15 protein-coding genes are annotated in these 14,120 nt (G+C 30.3%); all 15 read left to right on the top strand.

Annotated elements, in window-relative coordinates; all coding sequences use genetic code 11:
• The 15 genes from QML81_RS02285 to QML81_RS02215 all read left to right on the top strand — a co-directional run bounded on the left by QML81_RS02285 (position 1) and on the right by QML81_RS02215 (position 14,113).
• Positions 1 to 858: an ATP phosphoribosyltransferase regulatory subunit gene (locus QML81_RS02285; protein WP_281951576.1), complete on the top strand. Its 858-nt coding sequence runs from the start codon at positions 1 to 3 to the stop codon at positions 856 to 858.
• On the top strand, positions 855 to 2,105 hold the full coding sequence (locus tag QML81_RS02280) for an adenylosuccinate synthase (RefSeq protein WP_281951575.1): 1,251 nt from the start codon (positions 855 to 857) through the stop codon (positions 2,103 to 2,105). The genes QML81_RS02285 and QML81_RS02280 overlap by 4 nt, the downstream gene beginning before the upstream one ends.
• A 44-nt stretch (positions 2,106 to 2,149) precedes the next feature.
• A complete protein-coding gene (locus QML81_RS02275) occupies positions 2,150 to 2,701 on the top strand; it encodes a DUF507 family protein (RefSeq protein ID WP_281951574.1) in 552 nt (183 codons plus the stop codon).
• Positions 2,702 to 2,820: 119 nt separating this feature from the next.
• The gene (gene carA / locus QML81_RS02270) at positions 2,821 to 3,963 is read left to right on the top strand and encodes a glutamine-hydrolyzing carbamoyl-phosphate synthase small subunit (protein ID WP_281951573.1); all 1,143 of its coding nucleotides are present in this window, start codon (positions 2,821 to 2,823) and stop codon (positions 3,961 to 3,963) included.
• Positions 3,960 to 4,436, top strand: coding sequence for a hypothetical protein (locus tag QML81_RS02265; RefSeq protein ID WP_281951572.1), 477 nt, complete (start codon positions 3,960 to 3,962; stop codon positions 4,434 to 4,436). Before carA ends, QML81_RS02265 begins: the two co-directional genes overlap by 4 nt.
• A gap of 9 nt (positions 4,437 to 4,445) precedes the next feature.
• Positions 4,446 to 4,676, top strand: a complete 231-nt coding sequence (locus tag QML81_RS02260; protein ID WP_281951571.1) for a hypothetical protein — start codon at positions 4,446 to 4,448, stop codon at positions 4,674 to 4,676.
• Between the two features lie 79 nt (positions 4,677 to 4,755).
• A complete protein-coding gene (locus QML81_RS02255; protein WP_281951570.1) occupies positions 4,756 to 6,837 on the top strand; it encodes a TonB-dependent receptor in 2,082 nt (693 codons plus the stop codon).
• Positions 6,838 to 7,008: 171 nt separating this feature from the next.
• The gene (locus tag QML81_RS02250; RefSeq protein ID WP_281951569.1) at positions 7,009 to 7,683 is read left to right on the top strand and encodes a sulfite exporter TauE/SafE family protein; all 675 of its coding nucleotides are present in this window, start codon (positions 7,009 to 7,011) and stop codon (positions 7,681 to 7,683) included.
• Between the two features lie 284 nt (positions 7,684 to 7,967).
• Positions 7,968 to 9,620 carry a PAS domain S-box protein gene (locus QML81_RS02245; protein WP_281951568.1) on the top strand — a complete coding sequence of 551 codons (1,653 nt, stop codon included), beginning with the start codon at positions 7,968 to 7,970 and terminating at the stop codon, positions 9,618 to 9,620.
• A gap of 143 nt (positions 9,621 to 9,763) precedes the next feature.
• On the top strand, positions 9,764 to 10,456 hold the full coding sequence (locus tag QML81_RS02240) for a response regulator transcription factor (RefSeq protein WP_281951567.1): 693 nt from the start codon (positions 9,764 to 9,766) through the stop codon (positions 10,454 to 10,456).
• Between the two features lie 155 nt (positions 10,457 to 10,611).
• Entirely contained in the window at positions 10,612 to 12,075 is a 1,464-nt protein-coding gene (gene ccoN, locus QML81_RS02235; RefSeq protein WP_281951566.1) for a cytochrome-c oxidase, cbb3-type subunit I, read from the top strand.
• Positions 12,076 to 12,085: 10 nt separating this feature from the next.
• Positions 12,086 to 12,769: a cytochrome-c oxidase, cbb3-type subunit II gene (ccoO, locus tag QML81_RS02230; RefSeq protein WP_281951565.1), complete on the top strand. Its 684-nt coding sequence runs from the start codon at positions 12,086 to 12,088 to the stop codon at positions 12,767 to 12,769.
• Positions 12,769 to 12,987 carry a cytochrome c oxidase, cbb3-type, CcoQ subunit gene (locus QML81_RS02225; protein ID WP_281951564.1) on the top strand — a complete coding sequence of 73 codons (219 nt, stop codon included), beginning with the start codon at positions 12,769 to 12,771 and terminating at the stop codon, positions 12,985 to 12,987. Before ccoO ends, QML81_RS02225 begins: the two co-directional genes overlap by 1 nt.
• Positions 12,988 to 13,839 carry a c-type cytochrome gene (locus QML81_RS02220; protein ID WP_281951563.1) on the top strand — a complete coding sequence of 284 codons (852 nt, stop codon included), beginning with the start codon at positions 12,988 to 12,990 and terminating at the stop codon, positions 13,837 to 13,839.
• Positions 13,840 to 13,849: 10 nt separating this feature from the next.
• Positions 13,850 to 14,113 (top strand): DUF4006 family protein, encoded by a 264-nt coding sequence (locus tag QML81_RS02215; protein ID WP_281951562.1) that lies wholly within the window; start codon positions 13,850 to 13,852, stop codon positions 14,111 to 14,113.
• Positions 14,114 to 14,120 lie beyond the last annotated feature (7 nt).

Genomic DNA, 14,120 nt, shown 5'->3' with positions numbered 1-14,120 from the left:
ATGATTTATGAACATGAGATACCAAAAGGGAGTAGATTATATTTTGGTAAAAGTGCAAAATTAAAAAGAGATATAGAAAATAGAGCAAGTGAAATTTTATATAAAAATGGATATGAAGAGATAGTGACTCCAATCTTTTCTTATCATCAAAATTTTAGTATAGAAGATAAAAAAGAGCTTATTAGAATAAATGATGAGTTTAACAGAGATATCTCATTAAGAGCTGATTCAACAATAGATGTGATAAGAATCATAACAAAGAGACTTGGAAGAAGTACTACACATAAAAAATGGTTCTATATTCAAAGCGTTTTTAGATATCCAACATATGAATATAATCAAATAGGTGCTGAGCTTCTTGGAAGCTCAAAATCTCAAGAAATTTTAAAAATTGTACTCTCTTTGTTTGATGAGTTAAAAATCAAACCACTTTTGCAAATATCAAATATTAAAATTGCAAAAATATTAAATGAAGATTATAACATTCCTCTAGATGTTTTAAAAAGCGCAAATATTGAATATCTTTTGTCTGTTGGTGAGGAGTGGATAAAAAAACTAATATATATTAAAAAGCCAGACCAAATTGATGATTTAATAGGTGAAATTCCTCAAAAAATTGAGGATGAACTTTTAAAAATGAAAGAGCTTTGTGATTTTATAGAGTATGAAAAAATTATTATCGCACCTTTATATTATGCAAAAATGAGATATTATGATGATCTATTTTTTAGATTTATTGAAAAAAATATGACTCTTTGCAAAGGTGGAAACTATAAAAGTGAAAATTTAGAAGCTGCAGGTTTTGCGCTATATACAGATAATTTAATAGAAATTTTAGAGGATAAGGGCATTAAATGAAAGCAGATTTGATTGTTGGAATTCAATGGGGAGATGAGGGAAAAGGAAAAATTGTAGATCTACTTGCACAAGATTATGATATTGTATGTAGATATCAAGGTGGTCATAATGCAGGGCATACAATAGTTGTAAATGGGAAAAAAATAGCTTTACATCTTATACCATCTGGTATTTTAAATCCAAAAGCTACAAACATTATAGGAAATGGAGTTGTTGTAAGTCCAGAGGCACTTTTAAAAGAGATGGAGCAGTTTGATGATCTTGATGGAAGACTTTTGATAAGTGATAAAGCTCATATTATTTTTAAATATCATGAACTAATAGATAAAGCAAGAGAAAAACTCAGAGGCAAAAATGCTATTGGTACTACTGGCAGAGGTATTGGCCCAGCATATAGCGATAAAATCAGTAGAAATGGCCATAGAATTGGAGAATTAAAAGATATAGATAAACTTTTAGAAAAGATTGAAGACTATTTTAGGGCAAATGAAGCCTATTTTAAAGCTTTAGATATCAAAATTCCATCAAGTTTGGAATTAAAAAAAGAGTTAGAAGAGTATAGAGAAAAACTGTTGCCATATGTTGCAGATGTTACAAATTATTTATGGGAAATTATGGAGTTAGATGAGCATAAAATTTTATTAGAAGGTGCTCAAGGAAGCATGCTTGATATCGACCATGGAACTTATCCTTATGTTACAAGTTCAAATACTATTGCTGCTGGGGCTTGTAGTGGACTTGGATTATCTCCTAAAGATATAGGAAAAGTAATAGGTATAGCAAAAGCTTACTGTACAAGAGTTGGAAATGGGCCTTTCCCTACAGAAGATTTTACAGAAGATGGAGAAAAGTTAAGAAAACAAGGAGCTGAATTTGGTACAACTACAGGAAGAGCAAGAAGATGTGGCTGGTTTGATGCGGTGGCGGCAAAATATGCTTGTAGATTAAATGGTTGTGATGAATTAGCTATTATGAAACTAGATGTATTAGATGGCTTTGAAAAGATTAAAATATGCACAGAGTATGAGTATGAGGGTGAGAAAATAGATTTTGTTCCAAGTGATTTAGAAAATGTAAAACCAATTTATCAAGAATTAGATGGATGGGAGAGTGTTGAAGGTATAAAAGATTTTAAAGACCTGCCGATTGAAGCAAAAGAGTACATTGAAATTATAGAAGAGTTAACTCAAACTAAAGTTTCTATTATTTCAACAAGTCCAGATAGAAAAGATACTATTTTAAGATAAAAAATCTATTAAGGGCATTTCTAAATTAATATATAGGAGTTTTTATGAGACTTAGACTGCCTCATGCGCCATATGTAGCCAATAAAATTGCTATTGATTTAGCAAAAAGCGGTTTTGTAACTTTAACTAAAGGGGTTGAGCCAGTTGCAAAAGCCGCACAAGAAGTTATAGAAGAGGATCTTAAAAAAGAAAAAGCTTTAGAGGAGCATGTAAAAGAGATAATAGAAGAAAATGAAGATGAGATAGAATATATGCTTGCAGATCCAAAGCAGCTCTTTTGGATGATTAAAAAAAGATTGGCTCCAGAATATGATGTTATTTTAAATTTTGAGGATAGATTTAACCATTTGGCGCATAAAATATTGGATAAACTTTATGAAGAAGATCTTATTAGATACAATGTACCAGAAAATAAAGTTAAAAATATAATATATAATGCAATTGTTGATTATATAAAAATGTTTGAAGAGATAGAAGATATAGTACTTGAGAGAATTTCTCACTATAAAAGAAAACTTATTCCAGGTTCTGAAGAGTTTGAACTTGTATTTCAAAAGATGTATGAAGAGGAACTTAAAAAAAGAGGAATGCTGTGATTAAATTAAGTCATTAAGTCATTAGTAGGATTTAGCAAAAGTGTTACTTAAAAATTTAGCGCTTTACTAATGACTAATGACCAATGACTATTGACCAACATAACAAGAAAGGGTAAAAGTTGAAAAAAGTCTGGATATATCTTGAAAATGGAATCTTTTTAGAGGGAAAAAGTTTCGGAAGCATTGGAACTAAAGTTGGTGAGATTGTTTTTAATACTTCTATGACAGGATATCAAGAGATTATTACTGATCCAAGTTATGCAGGACAATTTGTTACTTTTACAATGCCAGAAATCGGTAATGTTGGTGTTAATGAAGAGGATATGGAAAGTGTCAGTGCATATGCAAAAGGAATCATAGTTAGAAATTATCAGAAAAGATTTTCAAATTTCAGAGGAAAAGAGAGTTTAGATGAACTATTAAAAAGATATGATGTTATGGGTATTTGTGATATTGATACAAGATTTTTAACAAAAGTATTAAGAGATAGTGGCAATCAGATGATGATAGCCTCAACTGAGATTAATGATAAAGAGGAGTTAAAAAAGATTTTAGAAAGCTCACCAAGAATAGAAGAGATAAATTATATAAAAGAGGTAAGTACTAAAAAGTCTTATATTCATAATCAAGGCATATATGATGCAAGAGTTTTTTCATACAATCCTGCTCCACCTTCAAAAGCTAAAATTGTGGCAATTGACTTTGGAGTAAAAAGAAATATTTTAAATAATCTTTGTGAAGCTGGTTTAGAAGTAGAAGTTATTCCACAAGATTTTGATGAAAAAGATTTAATAAAAAGGTATGAAAACAAAGAAATTGATGGAATTTTTTTATCAAATGGTCCAGGAGATCCACTAATATTAAAAGATATTCATGAAAAAATAAAAAAACTTATTGAAGCTAAAATACCAATGTTTGGTATCTGTTTAGGGCATCAGCTTTTATCAATCTCTCATGGATATCCAACATTTAAACTAAAATTTGGTCATCATGGGGGAAACCATCCAGTTAGAAATGAAAAAACAAAAAAAGTAGAAATAACAGCCCAAAACCATAATTATAATGTTCCCCAAGAGATAAGCCAAATTGCCGAAATTACACATAAAAATCTTTTTGATAATACAATTGAAGGATTAAAGTATAAAAATACTCCAATTTTTTCAGTTCAGCACCATCCAGAAGCAAGTCCTGGACCTCATGATAGTAGATATATCTTTAAAGAGTTTGTTGATATGATTTTAGAACATAGGAATAGATCATGAAAAATTTAAGAGTAAATTTTAACGAAAAACTAATATTGTCTGATGAGATGTTTAAACTTTATGATAGATTAAAGTTTCTTTTATCAAATTATGTTGAGATACTTTTATATAGATTGGAAGATTACAATATTGGCTTTAGTTTAGTTCTTGTTGAGTCAGAAAATCCTGATATGTTTTCTTTTTTGAAAGATAATAAAAGAGATACAGATATTTTAATGAGAGTTTATGATAACAAAAATCTTCATATTCTTATTTGTCAAGATACTGATATTGAAGGAGCTTTTGCATTTTCAGGAAGGCTTGTTAAATTGATTGAAAAAAATAGTATATTTGTTAATACATCAAAAGTATCTATAGTAAATTGTGAAAATTTTGAAGATGATACAAAAAAAGTTATATATAAACTTATGGATGAGTACCATAAATTAAAAAGTTCAAATACTAGTCGTTGGGTAACAATGGCAAAAATATAAGGAATAGTTATGCTTGAGTTTATTAGAAAAATGACAGAATGGGTATTAGAAAAAGAGGAAAAAGCTGCAAAAAATTGTGCTATACCTTTAGAGCAAATTGAAAAGCAGATAAAAATTTTACAAGAAAAAAAAGAGAATTTAAAAAAAGAGTGTGAAAAAAATATAAAAGAGCTAGAACTGCTTGAAGAGAGACTTCAAAATATAAAAAGCATAGAACTTCTTCGTTGCAAAAAAGATTAAATTCTACTTAAAAATTTAATTAATACATATTTAACACTCCTATGGAATAATTTTACAAATTATTTCTTAGGAGTGACTAATGAAAAAAGCTTTTTATCTTTCCCTTGTTTTATCTTCTTTTCTTTTAGCAGAAACAATACAGGTAGAAAAGGTTACTATAGAAGAAGAGATAAGAACAGAAGTGCCTAAAAGTAGCGAAGTTGACAAAAGTGAAGTAAAATTTACAAGACAGCAAGATTTAGGCGAGATTTTGTTTGAAAATATACCTGAAATCAATCTTGTTAGAGCAAGTGCTATTGGAAATGATTTGATTTTACGAGGATTTAAAAAAGATGATGTAAATGTTTTAATTGATGGAGCTAAAATTTATGGAGGATGTCCAAATAGAATGGATCCTCCAGCTATGCATATATCTGCTGCACAAATAGAAAAAGTTAGTATAAAAGAGGGGCCTTTTGATGTTGAAAATTTTGGAAGTATGGGTGGAAGTGTTGACGTTAAAACAAAAGATCCTAAAATTGGAAAAAGTGCAACATTTTCTTTGATAGGTGGAAGTTATGGCTATAAAAAGGCTAGCTTTATAGGTGAGGCTGGAGATGAAAAGATTAAAGCTTTAATAGGGATAAGTGGAGAGGAAAGTGACCAATATAAAGATGGTGATGGAAAAACATTAGTAGAGCAGCAGTGGGATCAACTATCACAGACAGATAAAAATAGATATAAAAAAGAGTACAAAGACAAAAAGGCATATGAAAGAAGAAGCTTATGGACAAAATTTTTAGTAAATCCTACAGATAATCAAGAATTAAGACTTAGTTTATATAAAGATAAAGCAACCGATGTGCTATATCCTGCATTTCAGATGGATGCACAGCTTGATGAAACAACTATGGCAAATTTAGAATATTCAATTTTAAATATTGCAAAATTTTCAAAAAAACTTACTTTAAAAACATACTATTCAGATGTTAAACATGATATGGGAACAGAATTTAGGGAAGCTTCAAATAATCCTATGCTTTATAGGACTCATAGAGTAAGAAGCAATATAAAAGGTATAAAACTTGAAAATAGTTTTAATGCAGCTGATATTTTATGGAAAGTTGGAATTGATGGAAGTCTAAGAAATTGGGATGGAAAATGTTTAAGAGAACCAGATGAGACAGTTAAGCAGGTCAGAATTCCAGATGTTGATACAAAAAATAGAGCCATTTTTGTAAAGGCAGTTAAAAAGATAGATAATTTAACTTTAAAATTTGGAGCAAGGTATGATAAAACTAATGTAAAAGCAAACAATTTAGATGATCCTACTATTGCTTCAAATGCAGCGATACAAAACTATTTTAAAGATAAAGATGAAAATGATTTTAATAATTTTAGTGCAAATATTGTTGCAAAATATATGATAGATGATGAATCATCTATCTATTTTGCTATTGGACAAGGTATAAGAGTACCAGATGCGCAAGAGCTTTATTTTATTGCATACAATCCTTCAAAAGGTGGTTGGGTAAGACAGGGAAATCCAGATTTAAAAGAGACAAAAAACAGAGAAGTAGATCTTGGATATGAAAGATTAATAGGTGATACATCTATTAAAATTACTGGATTTTATAGCGATTTAAAAGATTATATATATGCTTATAAAATATCTAATGGAGGTGGCGGGAGTAAATTAACATGGGCTAATATTGATGCACATATTTATGGTGGCGATATTTCAATAATGAGTATGTTAACTGATGAGTTTAGCTTAGAAGCAGGAGTAGCTTATCAAAGAGGCAAAAAAGATACTCAACCAACTGATACCCAAAAAGATAAAGATTTGGCACAAATACCGCCTCTTAAAGGTAGAGTTGCTTTAAATTATGATAATGGTGAATATTTTGCAAGAGTTGAAGTTTTGGCTTCAGCTAAATATAAAAACTATGATGAAGATAATGGTGAAAGAGAGATTGGAAGCTGGGGAGTTGTTAATTTAAAAGCTTCAAAAAGTTTAAAAGAAAATATAGATTTAAATATTGGAGTTGATAATCTTTTTGATAAAACTTATGCTGTTAATAATACATATGCAGGAAGGTCATTAATTGGGGGTGCAACTCCACTATTGATTAATGAACCTGGTAGATTTATATATGCTAATTTAGATTTTAGATTTTGATATAATAAAAGCGTTAAGTAGTTAAAAAGGTTAAAATAGTTGAGTAGTTGAGCTGTTAAACCACTCAACTACTTAACTAACTAACAACTTGACAACTTAACCACTCGACCACTTAACTTTTTTAACTAAGGATAAAACATAGAAACAATTGATGTTTTAAGTATTATAACTGTGGCTTTTTTAGGGAGTCTTGGTCATTGCATAGGTATGTGTGGAGGTTTTGTTATAGCTTATAGTACTGCTAAGATTGATTCTTCTTTTAATAAAACTACTCAGCTTATAGCTCATCTTGTTTATAACTTTGGTAGAATTTTTTCATATATGATTATTGGAGCAGTTTTTGGACTTTTAGGTTCAATATTACTAATTTCAAAAACTACTCATGGAAGTTTATATATTTTAGTTGGAATTTTTATGCTACTAATGGCAATTTCATTAACCGGTAATTCAAAATTTCTAACTTCGATAGAGATCTCATTAACAAAATTTCAATTTTTTAGAAATCTTTTTTCAAAATTAATTCACTCAAAAAGTTTACCAAGCTTTTTCTTTTTAGGTATGTTAAATGGTTTTTTGCCTTGTGGGCTTGTCTACTTTTTTGCAGCAAGTGCTGCAGCAACTGGTAGCCCTTTTTGGGGTGCAATAGTTATGCTTATTTTTGGGCTTTCAACTATGCCTGTACTTTTGGGTTTAGGAACAGTTGCTGGTTTTTTAAATAGTTCTACTTTTAGAAAATATATGGTTAAATTAGCTTCTTTTGTTATTGCATTATATGGTATATATATGATATATAAAGGATATTGGTTTATATTTGATCCAAATGCATCAATACATACATGTCATTAGAAATTAGTCATTAGTCATTGGACATTGGACATTAGACATTAGTATGTTAATAGTTGATAATGGATTAGTGAGATATGTGGTAAAGGGTGAGGCTGTAAAGCTGAGAATCTATGAAGTGAATGAGGTCAAAGCAAAGATTTTCGGTTAATTTTGAAGTTGAAGGAAAACTAGTTATCAATACCTAATGTCAAATTTACTTATCACTTATCTCGTATTACTAATTACGAATTACTAACTTTATGGCCAATGACTAATGACCAATGACTATTTTTAAAGAGCGTATCATGAAATTAGATAAAAGTTTTAATTATACAAACATAGGCAAAATAAAGTTTAAAAATCTTCCATTAAAAAAATTTTCTATTTTGTATGTTGAAAATTCATTGCTTGATCAAAAAAGATTAATACCTATATTGAAATTTTACTCTTCGCATCTTTACATTGCTTCTGATGGAAAAGAGGGGTTAGAGCTTTTTAAAAAATATAATCCAGATATTATTGTTACAGATACTAAAATGCCAGTTTTAGATGGTATTTCAATGTGTAAAGAGATTAAAAAAATTTGCAGCGATATACCTATAATAATAACAGGAGAAAAAAGTAGTGATTGCCTTTTAGAGGCTATTAATATTGGTGTTGAAAAATTTTTAATTAAACCAGTTGATAAAGAAAGATTAAAAAATGTATTGGATGAAGTTGAAACAAATCTTTTTTTAAAAAAAGCAAAAGAGTATAACATTTTTATGCTTCACCAATATAAAAACGCCATAGATAGTAGCAACATTGTTTCAAAAACTGATATAAATGGAATTATTACATATGTTAATGAGGAATTTTGTAAAATTTCTGGCTATACAAAAGATGAGCTTATTGGACAAAACCACAATATTGTAAGACATCCAGATGTTCCCAAAGAGACTTTTGAGAGATTTTGGAAAACTATTCTTGCTAAAAAAATATGGAAAGGCACAGTAAAAAATAGAGCAAAAAATGGTAAAACATTTTATGTAAATACCACTGTTATTCCTATTGTTGATTGGAATGGCAAAATTGTCGAATTTGTTGCTATAAGATATGATGTTACAAAAAGTGTTCTATTACAAGAAAAACTTCAAAGAAAAGAGAAAGAGTTAGAATCATTAAATAAAGATTTAGAAAGAAGAGTAGAAGAACAGACAAAAAAGTTAAGAGAGTTAAATCTCACATTAGAAAAAAGAGTAGAGAAAGAGGTTGAAAAAAATAGACAAAAAGATAGGATGATGTTTCAGCAGGCTCGTCTTGCTTCACTTGGAGAGATGCTTGGAAATATCGCTCATCAATGGAGGCAGCCTCTAATGGAGCTTGGAATTTTGTTTTATAAAATAAAAAAAGAGGCAAAAGATAATAAAAATATATTGGATATTTATAACATAGGAACTTCTATTTTAGAAAAAATGAGTCAAACAATATCTGATTTTCAAAGCTTTTTTAGACCAGATAAAGAAAAAGAGAAATTCAATATTTATGAAACTATTAAACAAAGTATATCTATTATTGAAGGAAGCTTGAAAAAAAGTGATATTGAAGTTATTTTATCAGATGGAAAAAGTTTAGAAGTTTATGGATATAAAAATGAGTTTTCACAAGTTATTTTAAATCTTATAAATAATGCAAAAGATGCTTTAAATCAAAATAGACTTTTTGACAAAAAGATATGGATAAATATCAAAAAAGAAAAAGATAATGTTTTGATTGAAGTCATTGATAATGGAGGAGGTATTAAAGATAATTTGATTGATAAAATATTTGAGCCTTATTTTACAACTAAACACTCTAAACAAGGAACCGGTCTTGGACTATATATGTCTAAGATGATAATTGAACAGAGTATGAGCGGGATTTTGGAAGTTCAAAATGTACAAGATGGAGCAAAATTTACCATAAAGCTACCTTTGTAAGTTAGATTAGTATGGTGAGTAAGAGAGTAAGAAAGTGAGAAAGTGAAAGAGTTAGAAAGTTAGGGGAAAAGAAGTGAAGTGGAATTCCCAATTCCTAATGTCCAATGTCTAATGCCCATTGTCCAAAATTAGGAGAAGTTTAAATGAGTAATTGTGAAAATATATTGAAAAATTTATCGATTTTATATGCTGAAGATGAAGATAGCATAAGAGAGATGCTAAAAGATGTATTAAAAAATGATTTTAAAAAATTTATAACTGCAAAAGATGGAGTTGAAGCACTTTCAAAATTTAAAGAATCAAAATTTGATATAGTAATTACAGATATTGAGATGCCTAAAATGGATGGTTTAGCTTTAGCAAGTGAGATAAAAAAAATATCAAAAAATACTCCAGTAATTCTTTTAACAGCTTATAGTGAAAAAGAGAGACTATTTAAAGCAATAGATGTTGGTATTACAAAATATCTTGTTAAGCCTTTTGCACCTGATAAGCTTATAGATATTATATGTGAAATTGCTAAGAAAGAGTTAGAGCTAGATAAAAAGCTAAAGCTAAATGAAAATCTTTACTATGATAAGATAAAAAAAGATGTTTTTACAAATGATGGTAAAAGAGTACATTTAACAAAAAAAGAGCTTCAATTTTTAGAACTTTTGATTAAAAATAGAAATAGAGTTGTTACTTTAGAAGAGATTGAAAATATTATATGGTCGGATGAAGCTTTTAGTGAAGCTGCTCTTAGAGCTTTGGTAAAAAGAGTAAGACAAAAAACCTCAAAAGAGCTTATCAAAAATTTTCCAGGTGTTGGATATCGTTTGGAAATAAAGAAATAGCTTCATAATTTATATATGCTTTCTTAATAAATCCTTAAATATAATTTGATAATTAAAAAATTATATCGTTTAAGGTTTATAACAACTTACATCTATTATAATTCATTTTTGTAGTAAAGTGTCAAAAGTGTGACAAAATCTTTAGGAGGTATTAAATGGCAAATTCTGCTATTGAGTATGATTATACCGTCGCAAAATGGTTTAGCTATTTAGCCATTTTGTTTGGTATTTTAGGTATGGGTATTGGCGTTTTAATTGCCTTTCAGTTAGCTTTTCCTGAGTTAAACTATATTGCTGGCCAATATAGTCTTTTTAGTAGGTTAAGACCAATTCATACAAATGTTGTAGCTTATGGATTTACATTAAGCGGTATCTGGGCTACTTGGTATTATGTTGGTCAAAGAGTTTTAAAAGTATCTTTAAAAGAGTCTCCATTTCTAAATGGTTTAGCAAAACTACATTTTTGGCTCTATTTTTTAACAGCTCTTTTAGCAGTTGTATCTTTACTTTTAAGATATACAACTTCAAAAGAGTATGCGCAATTTGAATGGCCACTTGATATTTTAGTTGTTCTTATCTGGGTTATTTGGGGGATCTCTATTTTTGGTCTTATAGGAATCAGAAGAGAGAAAACTCTTTATATATCTATGTGGTACTATATTGCTACTTTTCTTGGTGTTGCAATGTTATATCTTTTTAATAACATGGAAGTACCAACATATCTTGTAACTGGCATGGGCGATCCACTTCACTCAGTTAGTATGTATGCTGGAAGTAATGATGCATTAGTTCAATGGTGGTTTGGACACAATGCGGTTGCATTTGTTTTTACAGTTCCTATTATTGCAATGATTTACTATTATCTTCCAAAAGAGTCTGGCCAACCAGTTTATTCATATAAACTTTCACTTTTATCTTTCTGGGGATTAATGTTTGTTTATTTGTGGGCTGGTGGACACCATTTGATCTATTCAACTGTTCCTGATTGGATGCAAACAATGGGTTCAATCTTTAGTGTTATTTTGATTTTGCCTTCTTGGGGTAGTGCTCTAAACATGCTTCTTACAATGAAAGGTGAATGGGGACAATTAAAAGAGAACCCACTTATTAAATTTATGGTTCTTGCATCAACATTCTATATGCTAAGTACACTTGAAGGACCAATTCAATCAATCAAATCTGTAAATGCTCTTGCACACTTTACAGACTGGATTCCAGGACACGTACATGATGGTACTCTTGGTTGGGTTGGATTTATGATTATTGCTGCAATTATGCATATGGCACCAAGATTTTATAAAAGAGAAATTTACAGCAAAAAACTTCTAGAAATGCAATTCTGGCTTCAAACAACAGGAATTGTTCTTTATTTCTCAAGCATGTGGATTGCAGGTATTACACAAGGTATGATGTGGAGAGCAGTTGACCAATATGGTAACTTAGCTTATTCATTCATTGATACAGTAACAGTTCTACATCCATACTATACATTAAGAGGTATAGGTGGATTATTCTATTTTATAGGTCTATTTATGTGGGCATATAATTTTTATAAAACAATGACTGCGGCGAAAGAAATTGAGAAAGAACCTCAATTTACTTCACCGATGGCAGCGTAAGGAGGCGTGAATGTTTGGATGGTTAGAAAGAAACCCGTTTTTCTTTGCAGTCGGTGTATTTGTAGTGATTGCATTTGCAGGATTAATTGAAATAATTCCAGATTTTGCTCAAGCTTCAAGACCAGTTGTAGGTACTAAGCCTTATAGCCTTCTTGAGCTTGCTGGAAGACAAGTATATATAAAAGATAGCTGTAACGCTTGTCACTCACAGTTAATTAGACCTTTTAAAAGCGAAACAGATAGATATGGTATGTATAGTTTAACTGGTGAGTATGCATATGATAGACCATTTTTGTGGGGTTCAAAAAGAACAGGTCCAGATCTTCACAGAGTTGGTAACTATAGAACAAGTGATTGGCATGCAAACCATATGTGGGATCCAACAAGTGTAGTTCCAGGATCAATTATGCCAGCATATAAGCATATGTTTACAAATGTTGCTGATCTTGAGACTGCATATGCAGAAGCTTTGACTGTTAAAAAAGTATTTAATGTTCCTTATGATACAGATATTGATGGTGATGGAAAAATAGATGTTCCTCTTGGAAGTTTTGAAGAGGCTAAAAAAAGAGCACTTGATTATGCTTTAAAAGTTGCGAAAGAAACAAAAAGAGAAGACCTTGTAAATATGGTTAAAGAGGGTAAAATTCCTGAAATTGTTGCTCTTATAGCATATTTAAATAGGTTAAAATAATGGATATTAGAGAAGTACAAGGTTACCTTTACTTCTTTTTTATCGTTATATTAACTCTTGTTTTGTATGGTTATATCGTACATCTATATAGAAGCGAGAAAAAAGGGGAGAGGGATTATGAAAAATATGGCAAGATGGCTTTGGATGATGAGATAACATCCAAGCCAGTTGAGCCAATTGAAAAAGATGAAAATGCTAAAGAAAAAAAGGAGCAGTAAATGAATTGGTTAAGCGATAATGTAAACCAGCTCGCTTTGCTTGGTGCTGCTGCAATTTTGATCTTAACTATAGGTGTTGCAGCAAAATATTTTAAACAGATTAAAGAAGGAAAAAGCGAAGGTGAGCTGAAAGAGGAAAATTGGGATGGAATTGGTGAATATAAAAACAACTCCCCTATAGGATGGTCTTTAGCTTTTGTAGGAACTATTATTTGGGGTGTTTGGTACTGGTTTGCTGGATATCCATTGAATGCATACTCTCAAATAGGTGAGTATAATGAAGAAGTTGCTTCTCATGCTGCTAAATTTGAGAGCAAATGGGCAAATCCTACAAAAGAGGATCTACTTGGTATGGGTGAAGGTGTTTATCTTGTTCAATGCTCACCTTGTCACGGTATAGATGCTACTGGTATTGAAGGAAAAGCTCAAGATTTAACAAAAAGATTACTTAAAAAAACTGTTCTTGCTGTAATTGAGCAAGGTTCAGCTGCTCTAGGTGATAAAGCAATGGATGGAAAAGGAAGATTTGGTTATCAAATGGGAGAAATGCCTCCAGGATTAGTAAGTGGAGCAGATGCTGAAGCAGTTGCTGAATATGTAGCTAATGGCTTTAGCGGAAATGATAAAGGTGCTCAAATTTATGCAAATGCTTGTGCTAGTTGTCATGGACCAGATGGAAAAGGTATGGGAGGAATGGCTCCAAATTTAAGAGAATATGATGATGCTTTAATCAAAGCTGTTCTAAATAATGGTAAACAATCAGTTATTGGAACAATGCCGAGCTTTAAAGGAAGACTTACAGCAGTTCAAGAAAAAGCTGTAGCTACATATATACGCAGTTTGAGCGAATAAGGAGAGTGGTATGAATGAAAATAGAGCTCTTTGGGGATTACATGGATTAACAGGATATTTTATAGCTGTTGTTTTATTGTTATCAATACTTGCATTTTTAACTGCTGCAGCTATAAAAACACAAAGTGCAACAGCACATCAAGCATATGAGATAAAAAATCCTCAAGCAATCAAAAAATTTGGTCCAGATTTAGAAAATGAAAAACAGGTTGTAATATATGGTTCTCCAGTAGGTGGAGATAAATTGCACAAATATGAGTTCAAGCAAAAATAAGGAGCCA

Origin of the sequence: Nitrosophilus kaiyonis, assembly GCF_027943725.1 — a bacterium.
GTDB lineage: Bacteria > Campylobacterota > Campylobacteria > Campylobacterales > Nitratiruptoraceae > Nitrosophilus_A > Nitrosophilus_A kaiyonis.
The sequence above is the reverse complement of the archived record's forward strand: the minus strand, read 5'-3'. Positions and strand labels throughout refer to the sequence as shown.

Excerpts from the sequence above, each read along its gene's own strand:
- QML81_RS02285 (WP_281951576.1), top strand. The coding sequence starts at position 1 with ATGATTTATGAACATGAGATACCAAAAGGGAGTAGATTATATTTTGGT.
- QML81_RS02280 (WP_281951575.1), top strand. The coding sequence starts at position 855 with ATGAAAGCAGATTTGATTGTTGGAATTCAATGGGGAGATGAGGGAAAA.
- QML81_RS02275 (WP_281951574.1), top strand. The coding sequence starts at position 2,150 with ATGAGACTTAGACTGCCTCATGCGCCATATGTAGCCAATAAAATTGCT.
- QML81_RS02265 (WP_281951572.1), top strand. The coding sequence starts at position 3,960 with ATGAAAAATTTAAGAGTAAATTTTAACGAAAAACTAATATTGTCTGAT.
- QML81_RS02260 (WP_281951571.1), top strand. The coding sequence starts at position 4,446 with ATGCTTGAGTTTATTAGAAAAATGACAGAATGGGTATTAGAAAAAGAG.
- QML81_RS02255 (WP_281951570.1), top strand. The coding sequence starts at position 4,756 with ATGAAAAAAGCTTTTTATCTTTCCCTTGTTTTATCTTCTTTTCTTTTA.
- QML81_RS02245 (WP_281951568.1), top strand. The coding sequence starts at position 7,968 with ATGAAATTAGATAAAAGTTTTAATTATACAAACATAGGCAAAATAAAG.
- QML81_RS02240 (WP_281951567.1), top strand. The coding sequence starts at position 9,764 with ATGAGTAATTGTGAAAATATATTGAAAAATTTATCGATTTTATATGCT.
- ccoN (WP_281951566.1), top strand. The coding sequence starts at position 10,612 with ATGGCAAATTCTGCTATTGAGTATGATTATACCGTCGCAAAATGGTTT.
- ccoO (WP_281951565.1), top strand. The coding sequence starts at position 12,086 with ATGTTTGGATGGTTAGAAAGAAACCCGTTTTTCTTTGCAGTCGGTGTA.
- QML81_RS02225 (WP_281951564.1), top strand. The coding sequence starts at position 12,769 with ATGGATATTAGAGAAGTACAAGGTTACCTTTACTTCTTTTTTATCGTT.
- QML81_RS02220 (WP_281951563.1), top strand. The coding sequence starts at position 12,988 with ATGAATTGGTTAAGCGATAATGTAAACCAGCTCGCTTTGCTTGGTGCT.
- QML81_RS02215 (WP_281951562.1), top strand. The coding sequence starts at position 13,850 with ATGAATGAAAATAGAGCTCTTTGGGGATTACATGGATTAACAGGATAT.